This is a genomic window from Paenibacillus sp. UASWS1643, from assembly GCF_008693195.1.
GTDB classification, from domain to species: Bacteria; Bacillota; Bacilli; order Paenibacillales; family Paenibacillaceae; genus Paenibacillus; species Paenibacillus amylolyticus_B.
Genome location: NZ_VXKZ01000103.1, coordinates 75,444 through 99,922, shown reverse-complemented (window position 1 = coordinate 99,922; position 24,479 = coordinate 75,444). Strand labels below are relative to the sequence as shown.

The window sequence follows — 24,479 nt, the reverse complement described above, 5'->3', positions numbered from 1 at the left end:
ACGAATAGTCCATCCAGTCTCTGTCAGTTATGAGTGATACTATAGTGTGCAACGCATTGACTGAAATATACTCCGAAGGAAGAATGTTCGATATCTCCAGAGAATTGCCCAAGATACTACAAACTTTGATGCAGATGATGAATGGGGAAAAGGACAGGGTTGTTTTACAATTAAAAGATATACAAACGAGGAGACGTTGGTCTCGATCCCAAAGGAGTTGAGTGGAATGCAGCACCGAATTAGACAAGCGGGTCTTCCTGATGGTGATGAAGTAGGAAGATTGTTCAATGAGTACAGGATGTTTTATAACCAAAATGCTGACATTCAGGCAGCGCGTCAGTATATTAAAGAACGAATGGAACGCCATGAATCGGTGATTTTGGTAGCAGAAACCGATGTGGAAAGGGATCAAGGGACAGATGAAAGTAACGGTAAGCCAATCTCAAAGGGCCTGAATTGTACCGGATTCGTTCAGTTGTATCCCAGTTTTAGTTCAGTATCGATGGGACCGATCTGGGTGCTTAATGATCTATTTGTACATCCTGATTATCGGCAGAAAGGAATTGCAAGGAAGCTGCTGCAAGCAGCCAAGCGATTGGCATCTGAGCGTGGAGTTCTTCGTATATCACTCTCTACTGAGTTAAGTAACACGCAAGCGCAAGCTTTATATGAATCCGAAGGATATGCACGGGATACCAAGTTCATGTATTATGAATTTAATGTATAAGAGGTTGCTCAAAAAAGACGCATTATATAAATGATTGGCAGACCCGTAATAGGGAACGAGGGAGGGGAGTTGCAACATGATGCAGTGGATTGCCATGATCACGATGTTAATTGATCATATAGGGGCTGTCTTTTTTCCACATATCATAGAATTGAGGATTATAGGTCGTATCGCTTTTCCAATCTATGCTTTTGCAGTGTATATCGGTTATAAACATACACGAGATGTACAAAAATACATATGGCGGCTATTCTGGATCGCAATCATATCACAGGTGCCGTTTATGGCTGCGTTTAATCATTATTCTCTGAACGTGGTATGGACATTGTGGTCGGCCCTGCTGGTACTATTCGTTGTTGATAAATTGCCAACCCGCTTACTGGGTATTCCCATTGTCATTGGAGCAGGATGGTTCATGGAAATTAGTCACATGGATTACGGGATGTACGGGTTATTATTGGTCTTGCTATTCCGTTACTTCCAGGGGCCTGTACTTGTCGTGGCACATGTTGTGTTAAATGCACTATATCTTCTGCTGCATCATAGCTCTGTGCAAATGTATAGTGTGCTCGCAACCGCCGGCATTGCCATCGCTCAGTATTACCAAGCGGGATTCCGTATGAAGGGGCCACGTTGGGTCTGGCGTTATTTCTATCCAGCGCATCTTGCCATCATTGCAATTATCCGATGGGTCTAAAAGAATGATCTAGAAATGCCAAAACGTCTGAAAAATGCGAAGTAAAGAAGCCACCTTCTCGTCAGTGAATGACGATGAGGTGGCTTCTACGTATTCCTATTAGTTAAAGTTGAACTTCACGAAACTTACTCCATTGCTGTTGAAGTGCCATTATGGCGCCGAATTGCGGCAGGGAAATATCCAATCTGAACAGCGTAGTCTAACATGGCGGAGATGAATCGATCATCTGTTTTCGCACATGAGATTCCGGCAGGTTCCACATAAGCCGTTGTGACAGGGCAAGCATAGACATAAGCTGAATCCTTCGCGCCGTCGCCTTCAAGCTGTGCAATAGCCAACTGAAGAGCTTCCGGCTCCTTGCTGATGCTGGCATCGAACAACCAACGAGTGTAATCCGCAAACGGAAGTGTTTCGACATTGTAACCAGCCCGATTCACAGAACGGATCAGCTCATCATAACGAATTGGCTCCGGATTACAGATATGGAATACACGACCGGCTGTATCCTGACGCAAGGCCAGGTGAACAATGGCTTCACTTGCATAGTTGATCGGTGTAAAATCAACCATCCAATCAGCCGCAGGAGCCTTGCCAAGCAATAACATGGCTTTGATCATGCGGTAGAAGGCATTACTATCAATATTGGACTGGAAACGTCCAGTATCGGAGTGACAAGTCAGATTACCTGCGCGATAGATACTGACAGGTACACCTTCTTCTGCGGCAATCATGAGCACTTTCTCGGCTTCAAGCTTGCTGTCCGAATACAGGTTGTCCACATGCAAGTCAGCCGGGAACCGATCGTATTGAAGGGAAGATTCCCATTGTCCGCTGAGTGCCAGATCTTCCGGAATACCCATCGTGGATACATGGTGGAAGGAGGCCCCAGGTTTGCTGCGAATCAGATCCAGCAATGCGACTGTTCCTTCCACATTCGTTTTGGCGAATTGCTCGGCATCCCCGAAATGTCGTACGTCTGCAGCACAGTGGATGACACGGTCAATTCGTTCCTGGACATAAGCTGTTTGTTCAGCTGAAAGACCGAGATTAGGTTGTTCGAGATCCCCTTCAATAATCTCCACGCGAGAAGACAGTTGATCAGTCAGTTGTTTGCCGAAATATCCTTCCAGCACTTTAGTCAAACGTTCCATTGCAGTTATTCCATTGGATGGTCGACGAACCAGTGTGTAGATTCGTGTACTGGAATTCAGAATTAACTGTTGCAGCACATGAGAACCCAGATAACCGGTCGCTCCGGTCAGTAACACATGTTCAGGTTCACGAATGAGTGGATACCCCAACTGGGACGCCAGTTCCACAGGGTGTTCGGATAATTGTGTGATCATGCCTTCCGTCACCGCCGATTGGGTAACTTCGGTGGCACTTTGAGACAGTACTTCCACGCGACGAGCGAGAGCACGGACTGTTTTCTCAGCAAAGAAGTCGGCAATTTTCAGTTGCGGGTAATGTGGCTTCAGAATGACCAGTACATGAATGACCCGGAGTGAATCACCACCGATATTAAAGAAGCTGTCTTCGACACCGAAGTCATCGTGTTGAAGGATTTCTTTCCATGCGTCAAGGATAATAGATTCCGTCTCTGTCTCAGGCATGACCCGGTCAGGGCGATCTTCATGTCGTTCCACATGCGGCAGGGATACCATCGCTTTGCGATTGATTTTTCCAGTCGGTGCAATTGGCATTTCATCCAGCTGACATATCCACTTCGGAACAAAATAAGAAGGAAGTTTCGCAGTCAGTGCTGCCTTGATGTCCGAAACAGAAAGAGTACTGCCATCTTTCGATGTAAAGTAACCAACCAGCATATTCTGTCCATCCGATTCTTTCTTTGGAATGACCGCAACGTTCTGGATCTGATCAAGCCGTGCAAAGTGATCTTCAATCTCCCCGATTTCAATCCGGTGACCACGAATTTTTAGCTGTGAGTCACTGCGACCAACATATTCCAGTAACCCGTTATCCAGCAATTTGGCAATATCGCCAGACTTGTAGATTTTCTCACCTATTGCAAACGGGTTCTCAATGAATGCTTGCTCTGTACGTTCTGGCTGATTCAGATAACCTTTGGCCAATGCAGGGGTAGCAATATATACCTCACCAGGTACACCTGCCGGACAGAGCTGTTGTTCTTCATTTACAATGTATACTTTGTAGTTATGAATCGGTTTACCGATAGGGATATTCACCACATGTTCGGGAACCTGCTCACTGATGCGGTGAGTAGTTGTGGCTACTGTACATTCGGTAGGTCCGTACACATTAACAATATCAATCTGGTTCCCAAATTTGCGCTGGAAGGCACGAACTTGTTCACCATATAACGCTTCTCCGGCTACAGTAATGATTCTGACTTTGGCCAGCTTGTGGAAACCTTCATCGGATAAGTAGGAAGCAAGCTGATTGAAGAAAATCGTAGGCAGTATCGTAATGATGTTTGTTCCTGTCCGTTCAATTGCACTTGCGAATTCTTCAACGGATACCCGTTCTTCCGCAGACAGCAGATATAATTCTGCTCCATAGAACAAGGCGCCAATGGTATCCCACACGGATGCATCAAAGCTGTATGTAGCAAACTGGGTTAATACATCACCTGGTTGAATGTCACAATCACGCTGAACCACACTGCCAAGGTTAGTTACACCCCGATGGGCAATCAGTGCACCCTTCGGCTTACCTGTTGACCCTGACGTGTAGATAATATACGCAAGATCATCTGGCTGAATATCCAGATTGGGGTTACTTGCTGCAAATCCGGCTAAACGACCATCCACAGCGAGAATCTGACGGACCGTAGCTATACTGGAGAACAAGCTGGAAGCTTGGTCATAAGAAGCTTCCGTTGTCAGCACGAATGAGGACGCCGTATCTTCCACGATATAACTGTTACGTTCTTGTGGATGCTCAGGGTCGATCGGAACATATGCACCACCCGCCTTCAGAATACCAAGAAGGGAGATGATGGTCTCCAGACTTCGATCCATAAAGATACTGACGAATTCACCTTTCTGCAATCCATTGGATAACAGAACACGTGCAACCTGATTAGCTCGTTCATTCAATTCCCTGTACGTATAACTTTTGGATGGCGATGTTATCGCCGGTGAATCCGGATATGCCGCTGCCGTTGCTTCGAACCAGCCATGAACCGTCTGATTCTCTGGTTCGAGAACAGAAGTATCATTCATTTCACGGTAAAGCAATCGATCTGAGGAAGAAAGAATATCTACAGTACCGATTGCTTTCTCACCGTCACGCACAAGGGCGAGTAGAAGAGTCTGATAATATTCTGCATATCTCAGCACGGTAGACTCTTTTAACAGTGAACTATCATAGAACAGATCGAGGATGAGCATGTTCTGATCATCTCGAACGTTCCAGTTTAATATTTGAGGAGCTTGAGGCAACTGAACACTATTCAGCATAAAAAACGATTCAGGGTATCCACCGTTTTGCAACGTGTATTCAATCTTGAGCTGCTCTGAAACCTGATGACATAGTTGGTTAAAGGTCAATTTGCCCTGAATCTGTAATGAAAGATAGGAAGCTGCCTGATCGGGGGCAAGTATACCTATGGCAAGTTCCTGTTCAGCTGACAATCGGAATAACAAGGCTGCATAAGCTGAGAGGAGTACCGGGTACACCATCTGTTCTCCAAACTTCTGTTTAAGATCACGGCTCAGAGAAGCATGTAATGTGATTTGAGCAGACTGATAAGAGAATGATTGTTGACGTCGCCCAAAATCCAGTGGAATCTGCAGAACGGGCAAGCTAGATTCCATGGAATGGGTAGGAGATGGTTGGCTTTCAATCACTTCAGTTATTCCTCCTTGGTTCAAACCGAATGTTGTGGATTTGAATTATTGTTTGCTTACATTGAAATGAGAGATCAGTTCTTGGAGTTCCTCAGACATGCCGTTAAGTCGTGTAGAGGAGTCTACCAGTGTAATTAACGATGCTTTTTGCTCATCAACAGATGAGGAAATTTGTTCACTGCTGTTTGCTGTCTTACTTACGCTTGAAGACAAGTCCTCTGCTGTAGCAGTCATTTCCTCCGTACCCGCAGAGATTTCTTCCGTCGCGCTTGATACTTCCTGAATCTGATTAGATACTTTTTTCGCTGCTTCTAAAATATCTTCGAACAGTTGTCCCGTTTGATCGGCTACGCTGAGCCCGGTATCTACTTCTGACGTACCTTGTTCCATAGCACGTACAGCTTGTTTGATTCCAGCTTGAATCTCCTGGATCAATACGCCAACCTGGCTGGTCGCTTGTTCAGACTGCTCAGCAAGTTTACGTACTTCACCTGCAACAACTGCAAATCCTCTTCCTTCTTCACCAACACGTGCTGCTTCAATAGAGGCATTAAGGGCAAGCAAGTTTGTTTGGCTGGAAATTCCAGAGATGATATTGAGAATATCGCCAATTTCCTGTGAACGACTCTCCAGAACCTCAATGGCAGAAGCGGTATTCTTAACCGATTCGGTAATCAGATTCATCTGTTCAGATACCTGACGGACAACACTGTTACCTTGTTGTGAACGACGTTCCATTTCATAGGCTTCATCCGCTACACTTGCGGAGCTGCTGGCAATCGTCTGGATTACGGTAGCCATCTCGGACATGGCACGTGCACTATCCCGGGTTGCCTGTTCCTGTGAACGAATGTTGGAAGTGATTTGAGTCACGTTGTTATTAATAGAATCTGCATTCTCACTGTTGCGTTCAGAAACTTCATATAACTCTTTGGCAGACTGATTAACTTCTTGTGATGTGAGTTGCACTTTAACGATAGTATCGTTAATTTTGCGAACCATGGTGTTGAACTTCTCGTTAACGAGTCCCAGATCGTCTTTGCCTGTCGGAATGTTGACATTCAAATTACCCCGACTTACGTCATCAATTCCTTTGATCAAGTGACGGATAGGGGAAAGTGTGTTTTTAACTACAAGGTATTGGATAATCAGGAATAACAGCAAGAAGGCCACAAGGATGATAATTCCGTTTTTGAGCAAGGAGTTAAGTCCTGCGGGTACGGCTGATGCATCTGCATCAACGGCAAAATATGAGAAAATTTTACCGTTGCTGTCTTTGATTGGATATGCAATGGTTGTCCATGTTCCGAAATCATCGGAATAGAATGTTGTGAATGTTGGGCGGTCTGTATTAAGCATTTCTTTCAGCGCATTGGCTACAACGACTGGCTGCTCATACATGTCACCGATATTTACATTATCACTTTGAAAAGACTCTCTAAGGTTGGTCGGCATCGCTACAAGGGAAGTTAATCGCTTGTTATCGCCACCGAGCTCAACACCGAAGATGTAGGCTTGTGCGATGTTAGGATAATATTTGTGCATTTCATCAAAATACGCTCGTAATTTCGTTTGTGTTGCTCCGTCATAGCTACCTTCCGCAATAGCAGCTTGTACCTCGGTGGGGTTGATATCTTCAGCCCACTTCTTAGTAATTTGTTCCACCTGTCCATGCAGTTGATCAACAAGAACTGTTTTTTGGAAATAGTAACTGCTTGCGATAAGTGCTACCCCGATGATAATGATATTGGTAAATGAGAGTAACAAATTTTTGGAGAAAAACGACATGCTTTTCCAACTTAATGATTTCACTAAATTCCACTCCTGATCTTCTTTAAATTAAGAAACTTTAGGTTGCTTGTACAGTGAACTAGATCATTCCGTGATCCCCTCCAAAGGAAATTTATGCGACCATGGTCTTGGTTTATCAGTCGCTTTCGTAGAGACTTATGTACCGTATGAACCATAGGTGTCTAATTATTAAAACACATCTATAATTAATATGTCGTATAAAATGTCGTTAAATTGAATAGTATCGTTAAATTTTTTTTAATATTTTACGTATTTATGGACATATCAGATGTATTATAGGTATTTAGAACTGTTTATTTTAAAATTTCCCATTTTTTAGCTTCATTCTGTATTCTATAACATGGTGGGTAAAAATACATCCTTCAACAAAACAAAAATATGATGGCAAAGATGCAACAGAAGGCACGGATATACATCGGAAGCGGTTTTATCTATAATAACTACATATGCATTTCTCAAATTATGAGCAGCGGGGGTTTATAGATGAATCTTAAACAGATAGCAGCAGAGCGTGCGGCAGAATATGTTGAAGATGGAATGAAGGTTGGATTGGGTACAGGTTCAACAGCTTATTATGCCATCTGCCGGATCGGTGAGCGGGTACGTGATGGATTAAACATTCAAGCAGTTGCCACTTCAGAGGCTTCGGACAAGCTTGCCCGTGAATGGGGAATTCCCATCATCCCTTTTGACCAGATTGGACGTCTGGATCTGACCATTGATGGCGCTGATGAAGTAGATCCCGAATTTAACCTGATTAAAGGGGGGGGCGGGGCTCTTTTGCGTGAGAAAATCGTGGCGGCCAATAGTGACAAATTAATTATTGTAGCGGATGGCAGCAAAGCTGTGCAAAAGTTGGGGAAATTCCCGCTTCCAGTTGAGGTGGTTCCATTTGCTTCTGAGTGGACCTTCCAGGCGCTCGAAAAATTGGGGTGTCAACCACAGTGGCGGATGGATGGACAGCAACGTTATCTGACAGACAATGGGAACCTGATAGCGGATTGCCACTTGGAGGCGATTGATCATGCTGCGGATCTTAATGTTCAATTGAACATGTTACCAGGTGTTGTTGATAACGGACTATTTGTGGATATGGCTAGTACAGTCATTCTTGCCAATGCGGACGGAAGTATCGAAGAGCTTCATCGTTCTTAATATGGAAGAGGGTGCTTTTCATCGTATGAAAGAACTGCCAATCGTTGATGGTGAACTTGTGCTCAGGTGTGTGGAGAAGCAGGATCTGAAAGAACTCTATGAATTGATCTACAGTGATGACGTACCCGAATGGAAGCAATGGGATGCACCCTATTACCCACTTAAACACGAAAGTTATGAAAGTTTTGAACAAGGTATGCTCAAACGTATGGACGTAGATTCAGGCGATTCCAAACCCGTATCAATCCGTATTATTGAATCCGACAGACAAATTGTGGGTACAATCAGCTATTACATAGAAGATGAGTTATCCATGTGGCTGGAAATGGGGATTGTAATATACAGATCTGTCCAGTGGGGACGCGGGGTTGGTACACGCTCACTTGTCATGTGGTCAAGTCATTTGTTCGAACAGCTGCCTTTGGTTCGGGTTGGATTGACTACTTGGTCTGGTAATGAACGAATGATGCGTGCGGCTGTGAAAGCCGGATTACAGGTGGAGGGGCGAATGCGGAAGTGTCGTATCGTTCGCGGGCAGTACTATGATTCAATTCGTATGGGGATGCTCCGTGAGGAGTGGGAGCAGAAACTGGCCTCTCATACGAGCCGAAATGTAAACAACTGATGGAGGATTATTGAAATGCTGAACACGGAGGACAACCGGGAACTGTCTTTACAATTATTCGTGGTTCTTGTTCGGGCCTACAATTCTGTGACCTCACGTTCCAATCGGGACATCCAGAGTCACGGACTGAATACGACAGAATTTGGTGTGCTTGATTTGTTATATCATAAAGGACCGCAGGCATTGCAAAAGATTGGTGAAAAGGTGTTAATGTCCAGTGGTAATATTACGTACGTTGTAGATAAGTTGCAAAATAAAAATCTGCTGTTTCGTCGACCATCCAAGGAAGATCGGCGTGTCATTTACGCTGAGTTAACGGAGGAAGGAAGAGAATTGTTCACACAGATATTTCCTCAACATCATCAGGTTATCATTGATGCTTTGGAAGGACTTGACCCTTCCGAGAAAGTGGATGCGATTAAGATGTTGAAGAAGCTGGGATTGGCGGCAGAAGGGAAAACTGACTTGCGTTCATAACGCAGGTCAGTTTTTTTGTGGATCTCGAAAAGTACAGGTATATACTGGCTGACTGACTTGCAAGGCCCTCCATAATATAGGAAGATTGTTCTATACATTCACCGTGTGTAAAACATGATTATCGAGAGTTCATGTATAATGGAACAGAACGATTAAGAGCGGAATGGAAGGATTGGATCAAGTAGAAGAACCTATCCCGATTGCAAGTTAGCTAACATTGATCTCATTCTGGATTAGTCACGAATGAAGATTGAGTGTGATGCGGGTAGAGGAGAGGTGCATCTATGAGTCATCAAGAAGCAGGAGAACGTTTGCTCCAAGAATCTGCGAACTTAGCTGATAAAATAACGGAGAAACAGTATCTCAGACAGCCCGATTTACTTGAGCGATTTGGCGAGAACGGAAAAATGCGAACCAAACAGGATTCTCAGTATAGCTTGAACTATTTGGCAGAAAGTGCGCTCTTACAGAGTCCTGGCCTGTTTACTCATTATATTGCGTGGCTGAAAGTTCTACTTGAAGGTTACAAGGTATCACAAGAAGACCTGGCGATTAATCTCAACCTGATTAAAGAGACCTTGGAAGAAGAATTTGACCACCCGTCAAAGGCACTTTTGCTCGATTATCTGGAGATGGGAATATATACAACACAAATGGAGTCACAGGCGGGTTACATTAACGAATCCATGCCATATGGAGATGCCGCGCAATCGTACTTGCAGTGTTTGCTTGAGAATAAACGGAAAGAAGCCTTCGAGATCATTGAAGCTCAGCTAGAAGCTGGGGTGACGATTCGTGATATTTATCGATATATTTTTCAGCCTACCCAATATGAAGTCGGGCGATTGTGGCAGAGCCATCGGATCAGTGTGGGGCAAGAGCACTTTTGTACGGCAGCGACCCAATCATTCATATCACGTCTCTATTCTCGTTGGTTGATTCATACGGGTCAGGGTAAAAGGCTAGTTGCCACCTGTGTAGGCAGTGAACAACATGAGATCGGACTGCGTATGCTCACAGATGTGTTCGAGATGGAAGGCTGGGATACGCACTATCTGGGAGCCAATGTTCCTAATGGAAGTGTAGTAGAGGCTATAGAGCGCCATCAGGGTGATGTTATTGCGATTTCAGTTACGATGACGTATCACCTTCATCTGGCCAAAGAATTGATTCAACTGATTCGTCATCATCCGGCAACGGCACATGTGAAGATTATGGTTGGGGGATATCCTTTTAATATTGATCAGGATTTGTGGAAAACGATAGGAGCCGACGGTTATGCTCCGGGAGCCGATGAGGCAGTTGCGGTTGCAGAACAGTTATTGGCTCAGCCAGCTACATGCAATCATCTGGATATGGTTAGGGATTAGGAGAGGGATGATGTGATGTCTAATGAGAACGGAGAGATACAGAGGCTACGCAGAACGATTGAGCAGTTATCGGATCAGATGATCCGGAGCAAAGAGCAAGAGGAACGGATACTCGCGGAATTCTCGGATATGAATAATGAACTGGTAACACTCCAGCGTCTGCTTGCGAAGAACAATAACAGTCTTGAAGCTGCACGTCAGCAAGCAGTAGATGCAGGGGAATCCAAAAGCGCATTTATTGCAGGCATCAGTCATGATTTTCGTACGCCATTAAATGGCATATTGGGGATGGCTGAGATGCTTAGGCTGTCTCCCTTGTCTGAAGAACAGGAGGATTCCGTTTCCGTTATACAGGATGCTGCCAAACTGCTGCTTAAGTTGATTCAGGATCTTCTGGATCTGTCCAAACTTGAGGCGGGGCAGATGCGACTTGAAATGGGAGAAGTCGATCTGCAAGAGACGATAAACTATATTGTTCGTTTGCTTGAACCCCAAGTCAGAAAGAACGGAAATCAGTTATCAGTAGACTGTGATCCCAGCATCTCTAATCTTCTTGAAGGGGATTCAACGAGAATTACTCAGATATTAATCAACCTAATACAGAATGCGAACAAATTCACATCAGAAGGTACGGTGCGGATACGAGTTACCCTTATGAAAGATGATGAGATTACACAAATGATCCGCTTTGAAGTCGAAGATACGGGGATTGGTATCTCCGAAGAAGATCAGAACCAGTTATTTCAACCCTACATGCAGACTGAACGTGGACGATCAAGTGAGTATGGAGGAACGGGCCTTGGATTATCGATCTGCAGGTCGCTCGTTACACTGATGGAAGGTCAGATTGGAGTAGACAGTCAGGAGGGTGAAGGATCAACATTCTGGTTCGAACTTACACTTGGTAAGAAAGACGGTAACCAGTCTGTTGCTTCCGCTCAAGAGCATCAGGGGCAGGATATGGATAATGAAGCTCCTTCTGTATCTGTATTGCTGGCCGATGATAATGTCATCAACCGACAGCTTGTTATGTTACAGCTCAAGAAACTGGGAATAACCCAAGTGGACGCTGTAGTGAATGGGGAAGAGGCAATAGCTGCTTTTCTCAGCAAAAAATACAGTTTGATTCTTATGGACTATATGATGCCATTGATGAACGGTTTGGAGGCAACACGCAAAATCCGCTCGATAGAAATGGATGAAATGCGCCATACCACACCAATCATTGCAATGACAGGTAATGTCATACAGGGAGAGAAAGACAAGTGTATGGAAGCCGGGATGAATGACTTTATTGGCAAACCCTTCACGCTGGAAATTCTGAGTAAGATGATCGAGAAGTGGCAGCAATCTTCCGAACCGACCGAGGTACTAAATATGGGCATCGTACATGAGATTGCGGAATTAAACACCGATGGCGAACGTACACTTCTGGGTATGTTGTTGGACATGTATCGTACCGAAACACCTGGCAAAATTGAGGTGCTGCGCAGACATATTGTGTCGGGCGACCATGTTGCTGCAACCGAGGTAGCTCATGACCTGAAATCAGGGAGTCTGAGTCTGGGAATTCGTTATTTATCAACTTTGTTTGCACAGATAGAGCAATTCGCGAAGGAAGGTCAATCACGGAAAGCAGAACCTTTGCTGGATGCTTTGTTACCTGCCTATCAAGCAGCATGTGCATCACTGCAACGAGTAAGTAAAGATTGAAGATATCTTATAAGGAAAGAGGGTAGGACCCCTTCATGTTATTCTACGTACTTGCTGCACTGGTACTGATCCTTCTTGCTCTTCTGTGGACAGGTGGACTTTATTTTTTCAAAACCGCCATCCGTCGTACGCCAAAAACGTTTTTGGTGGATAATCCGAATCTGATGCCTGAACCGGACAATGAAATCATCAGCAGTGCTTCTGACCTGAAGTGGCTGGATGTTCAGCCTACAGAAGAGATATCTCTTCAATCGCATGATGGATTAAAACTGCACGGTACATGGCTTAGTTCCAATAAGGGGTCAGATCAGACCGTGATTCTGGCACATGGTTATTCGGGGAAAGGTAGAGAAATGGCTGGTTTTGCCCGATTTTATGCTGAAAAACATGGGTATAACGTGTTAATGCCGGATGATCGGGGGCATGGCCGCAGCGAAGGTGACATCATCGGTTTTGGCTGGTTAGATCGTAAGGATTATGTCCAGTGGAGCAACTGGGTGCTTGAAAAAGTGGGTACAAAAGGGGAAATCATATTACACGGCATATCCATGGGAGGAGCAACCGTACTGATGACAGGTGGTGAAGCCCTGCCGACTCAGGTTAAAGCGATTGTGTCTGATTGTGCATATACATCCGTGGAAGAAGAACTGACGTTCCAGTTAAAGCAATTATACAAACTTCCTGCATTTCCGTTTATACCTGTCACAAGTCTGATCTCCCGGTGGAAAGCAGGGTATTCCTTCAGAGAGGCTTCGGCTCTCAAGCAACTTGCCAAAGTTAACGTTCCCGTGTTATTCATCCACGGTGAGGCTGATACGTTTGTACCGACCGAAATGGTATACAGGTTGTATGAAGCTTGCCCAACCAAAAAGGAATTGCTGACCGTCCCCCGTGCGGGTCATGGCACAGCGTTTCAAGTTGATCGCACTGGATATGAGGCGGCACTGGAATCCTTTATGAGGAAAAATCTGTCGCCTTCGTGCCTCGTACCTGAAAGTTCAGAGGCCAAGTAATGCGATGATCTTGTGTATATAGGTAAGCCCATGATCAAGGGGGCGCGGCGTTTAATTGATTTTTTTGTGACAATCTGGGTATTAAGTAGAAGATGCAAATCATTTTCTAAGCGATGGGGGTATCTTGATGGGAAACGAACAATTTGAGGCTGCACGAAAAGCAGAGGCAGGTTATCATTCCAACTTCTATCAGAATAATGAATTATTCGCCTCCGGTACCTGGATGTCGAGGCCCATGCCTATGGTGATGGATATGCTGGAACGTCTACTTACTCACAAGGAGGAATTGCGTGTCCTCGATCTGGGATGCGGAGTTGGGAGACATACGATACCGATTGCACAACGCCTTGCAAAAACGAAGAGTGAAGTCATCGGTGTGGATTTACTGGATGAGGCCGTAGACGGACTTCGCAAGTATGCGAAAGAATATCAGGTTGATCATATCGTGCAGGCAGTGAAAGCAGATGTTGAACATTATGCTGTGGAGCCAAACTATTTTGATTATATCGCTGCTTGTTCTTGTCTGGAACATGTTTCAAATAAGCAAGCCTTTATGGAAGCGATAGACCGGTTACAGGCCGGAACTCGTACAGGGGGGATTCATTGTATTACGATGAGTACCAATGTGGAGGAAAAAGAAATCAATACAGGCAAGGAGATTAAACCATTAATTGAGCTGAACCTGCCTACAGCCGAGGCGATTGCTATACTGGAGGATGCCTACAAAGGCTGGAATATTTTGCTTCAGGAACACGTTACACAGACGATTGAAGAGGAAAAGTATGATGAACCGACACAATTTCGTTGTGAACTGCTTCGTTTCGCTGTGCAAAAGCAATAAATTCTCTGCCGGGACCTGACAATGGACCCGGCAGTCTTAATGTGTGGTCTGAAAGGAGATCGTTAAGGATGAATACATATGTAATAGGGATGGATGGAGGAGGGAGCCACACGCGTGTGGCTGTCGCAGATCAGAACGGGAAGATTTTATCGTATGTACAAAAGAATGGTTGCAACCGTTATCACGATACCAATGCTGAGCAAAATGTGCTGGAAGGTATCGCTGAAGCCATAACTCAGGCTGGACTCCAATCAGATCAGATCGCTGCCATTCAGGCAGGAATGGCGGGTCTGAATCGGCCTGAAGATACAGTTTGGGCGGAGGCATTACTCGCTCGTACGGGGATTACAGGCAGGATCAGTGCGGTAAACGATACGCACATCGCACATACAGCGGCCTTCGACGGTGAGCCAGGTATTGTCGCTATTGGTGGAACAGGATCTCTGATCCTTGGCAGAACCGAACAGGGAGCTTGGCTCCGCAATGATGAGTTCGGACATTACGCGCCTACAGCAGCACGTTTTTTAGCTTACGACACAGTGCATTCCATCCTCGCGGGGCGTTATGGGCCGCAGGACCAAGCTTGGATTGAGCAGGTGTTGAAATATTGGAATGTAGCCTCAATTCGAGAGCTCGCTACGCTGGGGATAGCCGGCTTTGCCGAAAATAAACAGGCGACCAACCGGAAGTTTGGTCAGATGGCGTCTATGGTGACGGAAGCTGCTGCCCGGAATATTCCCCTCGCAGTTAGGGTGTGCGACTCGGCTGCCGATACGGCTGTTGTGGGAATCCTCATGCTGGCATCCTGTTTCGATCAGCCCACAGTGTCCATGACGCTTACCGGAAGCTGTCTGAGTTCACCATATATGGTGAAGGCTGTTCGGAAAGGACTGGATGCTACTTACAGGCCCGATGGGAAAAGAATTCAGTACATAACCAGTGACTTGTTGGCAGTTGGGGGCGCACTGCTGGATGCTTATCATTTGGCGCAGATCAACGTATCGGATAACATCTCAACTGTGCTTCAATCGGAGCTGAATCGGCACACGACTTGAACTTTTAGAGGCTAACGACTACAATACGATAACGGAAACAAGCAAGGTATAGGAGGAGTCAAGGTGTTAATTAATCTGAAATCACGCATACAGGAGCCGGAAGTACAGGAACTGTTGTCCTACTCGGTCTTTCCTGATCCGGATCACTTGAACCGTGCGTTGCAACAATATGTAGAGAAAGACGAACTGCAAATGGCCGGTTACGAAGATGAGGGACAATTGATCGGTCTGATTGGATATGAGAAGACAGGAACAAGTGAGGTTACCATTCATCATATCTCGGTTTTGCCTGAAAACCGCTTTAAAAATTATGGACGTGGTATGATCTCACAACTGTTGGCAACATACAATCCCGATAGACTGATCGCTGAGACCGAGCTGGAAGCCGTCGAGTTTTATCGGAATACGGGATTCGTGGTATATAGTCTGGGTGAATTATACCCAGGTGTGGAGCGATTCCGTTGTGTGCTTGAAAAAGAGGAAGATACAGACGAAGAAGAGTAGCACAGAGGCATTTTATTACTAAGAAATATATGGATTATAATCATTACAGGATGTTGGATTTGGCAATGAGCTGAGTCGGACGTCCTGTTTTTTTGTCGTTTTCATCAAAAAAGCAGGAAAAAAGTATTGATTTATAAGATTGTTTCATTATAGAATAGTTTCACATAAGAATAGTTCGTTAAGTGAACTATATCGATTCGGGAAAGGAGAATGAAGAATGAATACACCGGATGCAAAAAGTTTGGTAAACCGCTATTTGGATGCTTCTTTTTTGGTAAACAAGCGGTTTGATACGCGGATACGTGAACAAGTGGGGCAGACCATAACGACCGATCAGTTCTGCGCACTTCGTCTGATTGAAGAGAAACCTTCCTGCACGCCCTCTGATCTGGCAGAGCTTCTGTGCATAGGCAAGAGCAGCATTACCGCTTTGGTCAACAAGCTGGTAGATCGCGATCTTGTCCATCGGGCAGGGGATGAACGCGACCGCCGCGTTGTATATCTGACACTGACGGATACCGGACGACAGGTATACAGGGAAACAGAACAGGAAATACAGCAGATTCTGGAGCCGTATCTGGTTCATTTTAAACCGGAAGAGGTTCGAATTTTCATTGAATCTTTTGAGAAGCTTGCAGCTTTGCTAACGCATGAAGGAGGACAGGAGAACGAATGAGAGCGATACTAAAAGCAAGATGGTGGTTAATGGGGCTATGGGTTGTTGTAGCTGCCGTGTTGATGTTTACTGCCCCTAACATGAGTGAACTGATTCGGGAAAAGGGACAGTTTTCGGTTCCGGAAGGGTACTCTTCCACCCAGGCAGCAGCAATTTTGAATGAAGCTGCAGCACAAAAAGGAGAACAGCAAGGCAGCCAAATCGCTCTTGTATTTTATAATCCGGAAGGTCTGGGTACCACGGGGAAACAAGAGGCAGAGAAGGCCGTTAAAAACTTGGAGGCCGACAAGGAGAAGCTGGGCATTCTGTCCATTCTGGAACCTTTCTCTCAGCCTGAACTGTCAGAGAAGATGATCTCAGCTGATGGCAAAACGATTCTAACATCGCTATCCATTGATCAGGGAGATCGTACGGTCAAGGAAATGCGGGAAGACCTGAATGAAGCATTGAAGTCCGTCAATGTGGAGCACTACATAACCGGTAAAGGTCTGATTGATGAAGACACCATTGAAAGTTCACAAGAGGGGCTTAAGAAATCGGAATATATTACAGTTGTCTTTATTTTACTCATTCTGTTCCTGGTCTTCCGTTCGTTTGTAGCTCCGTTTGTCCCGCTGCTGACGGTGGGGATCAGTTACATTGTATCGCAACAGATTGTTGCATTCCTCGTGGATGGAGTCGACTTCCCGATATCAACGTTTACACAGATCTTTATGGTCGCCGTTATGTTCGGGATTGGTACGGATTACTGCATCCTGTTAATCAGTCGGTTCAAGGAAGAACTGGCTCATCATGAGAATACGTGGGACGCCATCATTGCTACCTATCGTACGGCCGGTAAAACGGTACTCTTCTCAGCACTAGCTGTGCTGGTTGGATTCATTGCGATCGGCTTTGCCCAGTTTATGTTGTACCGCTCTGCGGTTGCCGTAGCTGTAGGTATTGCTGTGATGATGCTTGCCTTGGTGACCATCGTACCATTCTTCATGGCTGTGCTGGGCAAGAAGTTATTCTGGCCGTCGAAGGGTTCACTTGAACATGCAGAGAGCAAGATCTATGGTGCAGCTGGTCGCTTTTCACTTAAACGTCCATGGGCTGCGCTGCTCATCGTTGCAGCTGTCTGTGTACCTCTTCTGGCAACCTACGATGGCAAACTGTCGTTCAACAGTCTCGATGAGATTGGCGAGAAATATGATTCAGTAAAAGCATTCAACATTATCTCTGACAGCTTCGGTCCGGGTGAATCGCTGCCGGGTCAGATCGTCATCCAGAACGATGAAGCGATGGATAATGCGAAGTATATGGCCGTTGCCGAGAAAATTAGCCGGGAAGTAGAGAAAGTAGCCGGAGTCTCTGGTGTCCGTAGTATGACACGACCTACGGGGGATGAGATTAAAGATTTTGAAGTTACACAGCAAGTGGGAACATTATCGGATGGACTGGGTGAAGGCAAGACGGGTCTGGACAAAATCCGTGATGGTCTGAGTGAAGCCAGCAGTCAGCTAAGTAAAAATGAACCACAGTTAAAAGAAGCTGCTGATGGAGCAGGTGAACTTACTAAAGGAACCTCCCAGTTGCAATCGGGTATCACGCAACTCAGTCAGGGACTTAGGCAGATTGAAAAAGGCATTCGAGATGGTTCCGCAGGTGCAGGGGATCTGAAAGCAGGACTCCAGCAAGCGAAAACGAGTGCAGATCAGCTTGCGCAGGCGAATAATCAGTTGCTTGAAGCCTATCGTCAGGCGGGAGCAGGGGTCGCTGCATTGGGGGATGGAACCCGCGAACTGGAACAACAGCTGAATGGGGTTTCAACAGCTCTAACCAGTCTGTCCGAATCCTTCACAGCACTTGAAGAGCGTTATCCTGAATTGCAGCAAGATGCTGACTATCAGCGTATCAAAGGCACGATTGGTGAAACAGGTTCTGGTACAGCGCAGCTTGCTCAAGGTTTGGGTCAGATTAAAAACAAGCTGGGAGAAGCCGCTGCTGGAATTAATCAGGCCAATGAAGGGTTTGCCTCCGCAGCAGCCGGACAAAAGGCGCTTGCCGATGGCCTGGGTCAAATTGTAACGGGAATCGGTCAGTTGCAATCCGGTCTCAAACAGGCTGCGGATGGTCAAGGCAAAGTGATTAGCGAAATTCCTTCCATTCAGGATGGACTTGGCCAGCTTCAGGGTGGTCAGGAGAAAATTCAGCAAGGCTTCTCGGATCTGAGTGGTCAGCTGACACAACTGACAGATGGACTGAACCAGAGTGTCGATGGTATTAAACAGGTATCCGGGGGACTGGATTCAGCGCAGGGCTACCTGACGCAATTGCAAGATTCACCAGATTCCGATCTGGCAGGCTGGTACGTTCCTGAAGAAGCACTGAACAGCAAAGACTTCACACAGGTGTTTGATACGTATCTGTCCCAAGATAGGAAAACGATGACGATTGATGTTATTTTGGCCGAAAATCCATACGGAACAGAGGCGATTGATCGTGTTCCTGACATTGAGGCGGCAGTACATCGTGCGGTACAAGGCAGTACGCTTGAAAAAGCAGACATCGCCATAGGTGGCGTTACGAGTACATTTGCAGATCTGCAGGAGATCTCGAATAACGACTATACACGTACTGTAATGTTGATGCTGGCGGGTACATTCATTATTTTGGTCGTGCTGCTTCGCTCGGTCATTATGCCATTGTATCTGATCGTTTCCTTATTACTGGCTTATTTCACATCGATGGCGTTAACCGAAGTGATCTTTGTTAATATCCTCGGATTTGCAGGCATCAGCTGGGTTACTCCGTTCTTCGGATTTGTCATGCTGATTGCACTTGGTGTGGATTATAGCATCTTCCTGATGGACCGTTTCAATGAGAACAAAGGTATGAAAGTACAGGATGCGATGTTGTACGCGATGAAGAACATGGGAACCGTCATTTTATCTGCAGCGGTCATTCTGAGCGGTACATTTGCTGCCATGTATCCATCCGGTGTTCTCTCGATGATGCAGATTGCCACAGTAGTCCTTAGCGGACTGATCTTGTACTCTCTGCTGTTCCTGCCATTCTTCGTCCCAGTGATGGTGAAGATGTTTGGCCGGGCCAACTGGTGGCCATTCCCGAACAAGGAACAATCAGATTCCGTTGATTCGGATCGAACCATAGGCATGTAATGCATTGCAATGGATTAGGCTCTGCCGCGTTATGCGGCAGGGCTTTTTTCTTTTTTTACCTCTACAGAAGAACAATGGTCTTGTGCAGCAAAAGAAAGGTACATGCCTAAGGACACCATCCCGCGCCTTGTCTCGCCACTCATCATAAGATATAGAGCAGTTCATTATTGTTCAGAGACATCACAGCAGAGAGGGGCGACGGGATGGTATATCGATACGTGGCTATAGGCGATTCATTAACGGTAGGTACAGGAGCGTTGCTGGGCACCGGCTTTGTTCCTTTATATCGGCGAATGGCAGAAATGAATGTTCGTACGTTTGTATCCATGGAAAATATGGGCGTGAATGGACTGACGTCGGGGGAAATGTTGCAGATGATCTCTTCGCATCCCCGAGTGCGGCAATCGCTCCGTGAAGCGGATATCATTACCATATCTATTGGCGGGAATGATCTGATTCGTACGTTCAAAGCAAGTAATGGCATTCCAAATGCCAGTAAAATGACACAGGTGCTCGGAGAAACCCGCAGTAATGTATCCCAGATCATGCGGCACATTCGGCAGTTAAAGGGCAACCATGAGTATATGGTCCGATCCATCGGATTGTACAACCCGTATCCACAAGCGACGGAAGCCGCGTACTGGGTGCGCCAATATAATTCGTTTTTGAATGGAGCGGGATCAGGCAACTATGCGTGTGCTCAGGTGTATGACAGGTTTGAAGGTCGTGAGCGTGAACTGTTGTTCTGGGACAGAGTACATCCCAATGCAAGAGGATATCGTGTCATTGCAGAGCAGCTTAATCGGACGGGATATTATCCGTTCTCTTGATCACTTTGGAACAGAACTAGACCGAGCGATGGACTTCCTTTAAGATAAATAGAAGACAGTTCCATTTTGTGAGATAAAGGGGTTAATTTTTGGTGCAAAATATCGATTCCGGTTCCCTCCATCATTCAGAGCAGCGGCGTATATCCGAAGTGTTGGCCTTATATGGTTTCACATCGGACTGGAAAGGCGAGCGTAGAAAGGGTGGGATGAATAATTCTACTTACATGCTCCATGTAGACGGGACTAATTACGTTATGAGACAATATGAAACACATAATGATCCGATGAAAATCGCCTTTGAACACGAGGTACTGGAAGCCCTCCAACGTTCGAACTTTAAGCTTGATACACCTTCACCTGTAAGGCGGTTATCTGGTGAGGGAGATACATTCCTTCCTGTAAAAGATCCCCTCACAGGTCATACTAAAATTTCGACTCTGTTTCATTATCGGGAAGGTGTCAACCCGATCTGGCATACACCAGATCAATTGATAGGGCTCGGTAAAGCGGCGGGGGCTCTGTCTTCTGTTATGGCTACGTTGGATATACCACTTGAACCTGTGTATCCACCGTACTATCGAATTCAGGATGCGTATCCGCTCTGTTCATCAGAACGATTATTACAGCTATGCACATCGCCGCCGGAGCAATTGGCCGCATGTGCGAATGAGTTGAAGCAACTGAGAGATGCGTTGCCAGATCTGTTTGAAGCCCTGCGGGGAATGGAACATCTGCCGCATCAATTGGTTCATGGGGACGTGAATGCCTCGAATGTATTGGTAGATCAGCAGGATGGTGAAATCTGTGCCATTTTGGATTTTGAATTTGCGACATGGGATTTGCGGGTCATGGAGCTGGCTGTTCCGATGTCTGACCTCCTTACCATGGACAAGAGTGAAGACTGGATGTGGCAGGCACAGGAGGGACTGATCAGGGGATTTCGGGAACAGGTCAGCCTGGAACCGGAAGAGTTGCTGGCCATACCTCGATTGATTTTGCTGCGCAGTCTGGATGTGGTCATGCATTTCATCAGTCGGATGTTTGAGGGTACAGATGAGCCGGAAGTGGCTGTGGAGCAGATTGTGAAACTCAAACAGCGGATGGACTGGATGCGTCTTCATGAAGAACGACTGCGTGAGATGTTGGTGTACTAATATCGTTGTTAAGAATAAAGTGCACTGGTTCTGCTCATACGAGGGCAGAGATCAGTGCACTTTTATTGGTTAGAAAAGTGATATATGAAGATTACGGCGTATAGCGGATGACATTACAATCCACGTTTGCGGAACCAACTGCGGACAGCCCAGCGGCGCTCCTGACGTTTTTTGTATTTGGGTAACGAACGATAAACGTTCAACGATTGCTCGTATGCCTGTTTCGCATCAGCATTGCGCCCAAGGGAACGGTGAACCGAGCCGAGCAGATAATAAGCTTCACTGGAAGAGGAATGAATCTCCTGAAACTGATGCACATAATCCAGCGCTTTGTCCTCATGCGTATCTTTGAAGGCTCCAGCAAGGGTCAGGTACGGACGTCCGTACTTGACTCTGGGGTTGATCTCGAGAGCTTGCAAAATATGACGTTCACCTTTTTCGATGTTACCTAGATGAAGCTCAGTCGTCCCCAGTGCCTCCCAGTACTCAGCCGATTGTTCGTATGGGCGCTCCAGTTCAAGTAATAACGCATGTGCCTCGCTGTAACGCTTGCGCTCAATTAACAGGCGAGCCAGTTCCAGCTTGGAGGAAACTTCATTGGGACTCATGGCAAGCTGTTGCCGAAGCCGGGAGATGTTACGCATACGTTTGAGAGGTTTGGTGAAGCTTGGGAACACCCCGACGTAACGACGATCCAGGAAATACAATATAACGAGTAAAATGAGGATGGCAATGAACGGATTACCTATAATCCTCCATAGAAGGCCAAAGATAAGAAATTTTATAAGCACAGGTTCAACTCCATTTATGATGTAATCGCGTTTCGTACACTTAAAATATATTTCGCCTGATCCAGCGGGTTAACACCTCTGCGTATGCGAGTATGATTCACATCCGCAGGACAATCTTGATATCCGGCAAACGAAGTCGTAAGCACCCCGCGGCCACTTGTCTCGGAACGCAGTTTCACCGGATAATCCATTGAGGTGGCAAGAGGCATAACTCCTTCAATAGTGCAACGTCCGCTACCAATGACGGGGGCTTCGAAGGTTGCCCGCATATGTACCAGGTCGCTAAGGGCCTTACCGCCGTATTCCTCCGGGACCGTCAGTCGGAACTGAAGAAGGGGTTCCAGCAACCTGGTACCTGTTCTCGACAATCCATCCATGATTCCCATAGGCGTGGCTACAACAAAATCCAGCGGATGTGTATGCCAGACATGATGTTCCCCTTCCACCAGCGTGATGCGCAGATCGGTTACTTCCCAACCGAGCATACCTTGAGACAAGGCTTCCGGAATCCGTCGTTCAACTTCATTCTGATAACGTAACAGCAAATCATCTGTCCTTACGGTCGAGGCATAGATCAGACCGCTTCCGCGAGGCAAAGGTTCAATCTTGAAGCGGAGGATGGCCCAGCAGGGCTTAGGCATCGTATAGGCGATGTAACCTTCTCCGGCTGTACGGGGTGTCTCCTTATAGATGACGGATGGCGGATCAAACACGACATCCAATCCGAAACGACTCAGCAACAGGCTGGATAAAATCTCAAGCTGAATGGTTCCCATGACCTTGAGATGCAGTTCTCGTTCCTCCGGCAACCATTGCAGGTCGAGTAAGGGATCTTCATCCGTCAACTCTTGCAATGCTGCAACAAGATCGGGGTACTGTGCAGGGTCCTTGCCATGCACTTGTACGGTCAGCAAAGGTACAGCCATCTGTGGCAGAGGAGGTACACCCTCAGGATTGCCGATAATGTCACCCACATGTGTGTCGCTCAGTCCATACAGCACAGCAATCTGCCCGGCGTGAACGGCACCGGTATCCGCCCATTTCCGTCCATCCATGCGGCGAATCTGCGTCACTTTCTCTTCAAGCTCCCGCGTCGAATTATGGATGGTATCCCGATTGTGTAAGCTGCCACCATACATACGGACGTAAGCCGTGCGTCCCATCGTGCGATCACGTTCAATTTTGAACACAACACCGGATACGGGAGAGTCCACTGGTTGTGCAGGTGCAGGCAGAAATGCAAGGACCGTGTCCAGCAATGCCGTGACGCCAATTCCTTTTCCGGAAGCGCCATAACACACAGGGAACATCTCACCCTGATGCACATATCGCAGGAACGCTTCATTCAGATCCCTTTGCGATAACGGAGTTTCATGAATGTAGGCTTCCATGACCTCTTCGTCCAGCTCGGCAAGTATCTCGACTAGACCTGGAATGGAAGGTGTGCTATCGGACAGAGAATCTTGATTCGGGTTCCATAGGGAGTCGATGCCATGAAATGAATCTTCATGGAGCTGATACGTTTGGATTTCGCATGCGAAAGGGGACAGGGTAGAACGAATCTGCTCCATGACTGCTGGGGCAGATGCGCCAATCCGATCCATTTTATTAATATAAATGATGGTTGGGATGCGAAGTGAACGAAGGGCATGCCAGATGGCTTCACTCTGGGACTGAATGCCTTCAACTGCCGACAGAATGAGAATAGCGCCATCCATTACCCGTAGCGTTCGCTCTACTTCGGAGCTAAAATCAATGTGACCAGGCGTATCAATGAGGTCAATGATGGTGTTCTTCCAGATCAGAGAGGTCATGGCTGCCTGAACGGATATGCCACGTTCTTTCTCAATGTCCAGGGAGTCTGTGGCTGTTGTTCCGTCATCTACACGTCCCGGACTGCGGACGACACCACTCTCAAATAACATATGCTCGGTGGTGGTTGTTTTCCCCGCATCCACATGGGCGAAGATGCCAATATTCCTGCGATTCAATTCGTTTAACATGGAATGCTAAGCTCCTCTGACAACGGAATGCAATGTTTC

Annotated in this window: 19 protein-coding genes; 15 read left to right on the top strand and 4 right to left on the bottom strand. The window is 46.3% G+C overall.

Features of this window, described 5'->3' with window-relative positions:
- Positions 1-226 precede the first annotated feature (226 nt).
- Together FE296_RS10360 and FE296_RS10355 are read left to right on the top strand one after the other, a co-directional pair.
- Positions 227-727 carry a GNAT family N-acetyltransferase gene (locus tag FE296_RS10360; RefSeq protein WP_124114013.1) on the top strand — a complete coding sequence of 167 codons (501 nt, stop codon included), beginning with the start codon at positions 227-229 and terminating at the stop codon, positions 725-727.
- A 76-nt stretch (positions 728-803) separates the two neighbouring features.
- Positions 804-1,424 (top strand): TraX family protein, encoded by a 621-nt coding sequence (locus FE296_RS10355; protein ID WP_223868837.1) that lies wholly within the window; start codon positions 804-806, stop codon positions 1,422-1,424.
- Positions 1,425-1,549: 125 nt separating this feature from the next.
- Here the strand turns inward: FE296_RS10355 and FE296_RS10350 are convergent, their stop codons facing one another.
- Together FE296_RS10350 and FE296_RS10345 are read right to left on the bottom strand one after the other, a co-directional pair.
- Positions 1,550-5,224: a non-ribosomal peptide synthetase family protein gene (locus tag FE296_RS10350; protein ID WP_150364936.1), complete on the bottom strand. Its 3,675-nt coding sequence runs from the start codon at positions 5,222-5,224 to the stop codon at positions 1,550-1,552.
- A 78-nt stretch (positions 5,225-5,302) separates the two neighbouring features.
- Positions 5,303-7,045, bottom strand: a complete 1,743-nt coding sequence (locus tag FE296_RS10345; protein WP_124115510.1) for a methyl-accepting chemotaxis protein — start codon at positions 7,043-7,045, stop codon at positions 5,303-5,305.
- A gap of 507 nt (positions 7,046-7,552) precedes the next feature.
- Between FE296_RS10345 and rpiA the strand changes: the two genes are divergently transcribed.
- The 13 genes from rpiA to FE296_RS10280 all read left to right on the top strand — a co-directional run bounded on the left by rpiA (position 7,553) and on the right by FE296_RS10280 (position 21,646).
- The gene (gene rpiA / locus FE296_RS10340; protein WP_150364904.1) at positions 7,553-8,224 is read left to right on the top strand and encodes a ribose-5-phosphate isomerase RpiA; all 672 of its coding nucleotides are present in this window, start codon (positions 7,553-7,555) and stop codon (positions 8,222-8,224) included.
- Positions 8,187-8,849 carry a GNAT family N-acetyltransferase gene (locus tag FE296_RS10335; RefSeq protein WP_317889409.1) on the top strand — a complete coding sequence of 221 codons (663 nt, stop codon included), beginning with the start codon at positions 8,187-8,189 and terminating at the stop codon, positions 8,847-8,849. The genes rpiA and FE296_RS10335 overlap by 38 nt, the downstream gene beginning before the upstream one ends.
- A gap of 15 nt (positions 8,850-8,864) precedes the next feature.
- Positions 8,865-9,326: a MarR family winged helix-turn-helix transcriptional regulator gene (locus FE296_RS10330; RefSeq protein ID WP_017689273.1), complete on the top strand. Its 462-nt coding sequence runs from the start codon at positions 8,865-8,867 to the stop codon at positions 9,324-9,326.
- Between the two features lie 284 nt (positions 9,327-9,610).
- Positions 9,611-10,696: a cobalamin B12-binding domain-containing protein gene (locus FE296_RS10325; RefSeq protein ID WP_150364903.1), complete on the top strand. Its 1,086-nt coding sequence runs from the start codon at positions 9,611-9,613 to the stop codon at positions 10,694-10,696.
- A 15-nt stretch (positions 10,697-10,711) separates the two neighbouring features.
- On the top strand, positions 10,712-12,409 hold the full coding sequence (locus FE296_RS10320) for an ATP-binding protein (protein ID WP_150364902.1): 1,698 nt from the start codon (positions 10,712-10,714) through the stop codon (positions 12,407-12,409).
- 35 nt (positions 12,410-12,444) lie between these two features.
- A complete protein-coding gene (locus FE296_RS10315) occupies positions 12,445-13,422 on the top strand; it encodes an alpha/beta hydrolase (protein ID WP_124114017.1) in 978 nt (325 codons plus the stop codon).
- Positions 13,423-13,549: 127 nt separating this feature from the next.
- Complete coding sequence (locus tag FE296_RS10310) at positions 13,550-14,263, top strand: class I SAM-dependent methyltransferase (RefSeq protein ID WP_124114018.1); 714 nt, start codon at positions 13,550-13,552, stop codon at positions 14,261-14,263.
- A gap of 68 nt (positions 14,264-14,331) precedes the next feature.
- Entirely contained in the window at positions 14,332-15,318 is a 987-nt protein-coding gene (locus FE296_RS10305) for a BadF/BadG/BcrA/BcrD ATPase family protein (RefSeq protein WP_124114019.1), read from the top strand.
- Positions 15,319-15,381: 63 nt separating this feature from the next.
- Entirely contained in the window at positions 15,382-15,822 is a 441-nt protein-coding gene (locus FE296_RS10300) for a GNAT family N-acetyltransferase (RefSeq protein ID WP_124114020.1), read from the top strand.
- Positions 15,823-16,039: 217 nt separating this feature from the next.
- A complete protein-coding gene (locus tag FE296_RS10295; RefSeq protein ID WP_091017386.1) occupies positions 16,040-16,498 on the top strand; it encodes a MarR family winged helix-turn-helix transcriptional regulator in 459 nt (152 codons plus the stop codon).
- Positions 16,495-19,662 carry an MMPL family transporter gene (locus FE296_RS10290; RefSeq protein ID WP_150364901.1) on the top strand — a complete coding sequence of 1,056 codons (3,168 nt, stop codon included), beginning with the start codon at positions 16,495-16,497 and terminating at the stop codon, positions 19,660-19,662. Before FE296_RS10295 ends, FE296_RS10290 begins: the two co-directional genes overlap by 4 nt.
- Positions 19,663-19,865: 203 nt before the next feature.
- On the top strand, positions 19,866-20,492 hold the full coding sequence (locus tag FE296_RS10285; RefSeq protein ID WP_017689264.1) for a GDSL-type esterase/lipase family protein: 627 nt from the start codon (positions 19,866-19,868) through the stop codon (positions 20,490-20,492).
- 92 nt (positions 20,493-20,584) lie between these two features.
- Positions 20,585-21,646, top strand: coding sequence for a phosphotransferase (locus tag FE296_RS10280; protein ID WP_150364900.1), 1,062 nt, complete (start codon positions 20,585-20,587; stop codon positions 21,644-21,646).
- Positions 21,647-21,759: 113 nt separating this feature from the next.
- On the opposite strand, the gene FE296_RS10275 is transcribed toward FE296_RS10280, so the two are convergent.
- Together FE296_RS10275 and FE296_RS10270 are read right to left on the bottom strand one after the other, a co-directional pair.
- Positions 21,760-22,437 carry a tetratricopeptide repeat protein gene (locus tag FE296_RS10275; protein WP_036670276.1) on the bottom strand — a complete coding sequence of 226 codons (678 nt, stop codon included), beginning with the start codon at positions 22,435-22,437 and terminating at the stop codon, positions 21,760-21,762.
- A gap of 14 nt (positions 22,438-22,451) precedes the next feature.
- Positions 22,452-24,440, bottom strand: coding sequence for an elongation factor G (locus tag FE296_RS10270; RefSeq protein WP_150364899.1), 1,989 nt, complete (start codon positions 24,438-24,440; stop codon positions 22,452-22,454).
- Positions 24,441-24,479: the final 39 nt, after the last annotated feature.

Excerpts from the sequence above, each read along its gene's own strand:
- FE296_RS10360 (WP_124114013.1), top strand. The coding sequence starts at position 227 with ATGCAGCACCGAATTAGACAAGCGGGTCTTCCTGATGGTGATGAAGTA.
- FE296_RS10355 (WP_223868837.1), top strand. The coding sequence starts at position 804 with ATGATGCAGTGGATTGCCATGATCACGATGTTAATTGATCATATAGGG.
- FE296_RS10350 (WP_150364936.1), bottom strand. The coding sequence starts at position 5,224 with ATGGAATCTAGCTTGCCCGTTCTGCAGATTCCACTGGATTTTGGGCGA.
- FE296_RS10345 (WP_124115510.1), bottom strand. The coding sequence starts at position 7,045 with ATGTCGTTTTTCTCCAAAAATTTGTTACTCTCATTTACCAATATCATT.
- rpiA (WP_150364904.1), top strand. The coding sequence starts at position 7,553 with ATGAATCTTAAACAGATAGCAGCAGAGCGTGCGGCAGAATATGTTGAA.
- FE296_RS10335 (WP_317889409.1), top strand. The coding sequence starts at position 8,187 with ATGCGGACGGAAGTATCGAAGAGCTTCATCGTTCTTAATATGGAAGAG.
- FE296_RS10330 (WP_017689273.1), top strand. The coding sequence starts at position 8,865 with ATGCTGAACACGGAGGACAACCGGGAACTGTCTTTACAATTATTCGTG.
- FE296_RS10325 (WP_150364903.1), top strand. The coding sequence starts at position 9,611 with ATGAGTCATCAAGAAGCAGGAGAACGTTTGCTCCAAGAATCTGCGAAC.
- FE296_RS10320 (WP_150364902.1), top strand. The coding sequence starts at position 10,712 with ATGTCTAATGAGAACGGAGAGATACAGAGGCTACGCAGAACGATTGAG.
- FE296_RS10315 (WP_124114017.1), top strand. The coding sequence starts at position 12,445 with ATGTTATTCTACGTACTTGCTGCACTGGTACTGATCCTTCTTGCTCTT.
- FE296_RS10310 (WP_124114018.1), top strand. The coding sequence starts at position 13,550 with ATGGGAAACGAACAATTTGAGGCTGCACGAAAAGCAGAGGCAGGTTAT.
- FE296_RS10305 (WP_124114019.1), top strand. The coding sequence starts at position 14,332 with ATGAATACATATGTAATAGGGATGGATGGAGGAGGGAGCCACACGCGT.
- FE296_RS10295 (WP_091017386.1), top strand. The coding sequence starts at position 16,040 with ATGAATACACCGGATGCAAAAAGTTTGGTAAACCGCTATTTGGATGCT.
- FE296_RS10290 (WP_150364901.1), top strand. The coding sequence starts at position 16,495 with ATGAGAGCGATACTAAAAGCAAGATGGTGGTTAATGGGGCTATGGGTT.
- FE296_RS10285 (WP_017689264.1), top strand. The coding sequence starts at position 19,866 with ATGGTATATCGATACGTGGCTATAGGCGATTCATTAACGGTAGGTACA.
- FE296_RS10270 (WP_150364899.1), bottom strand. The coding sequence starts at position 24,440 with ATGTTAAACGAATTGAATCGCAGGAATATTGGCATCTTCGCCCATGTG.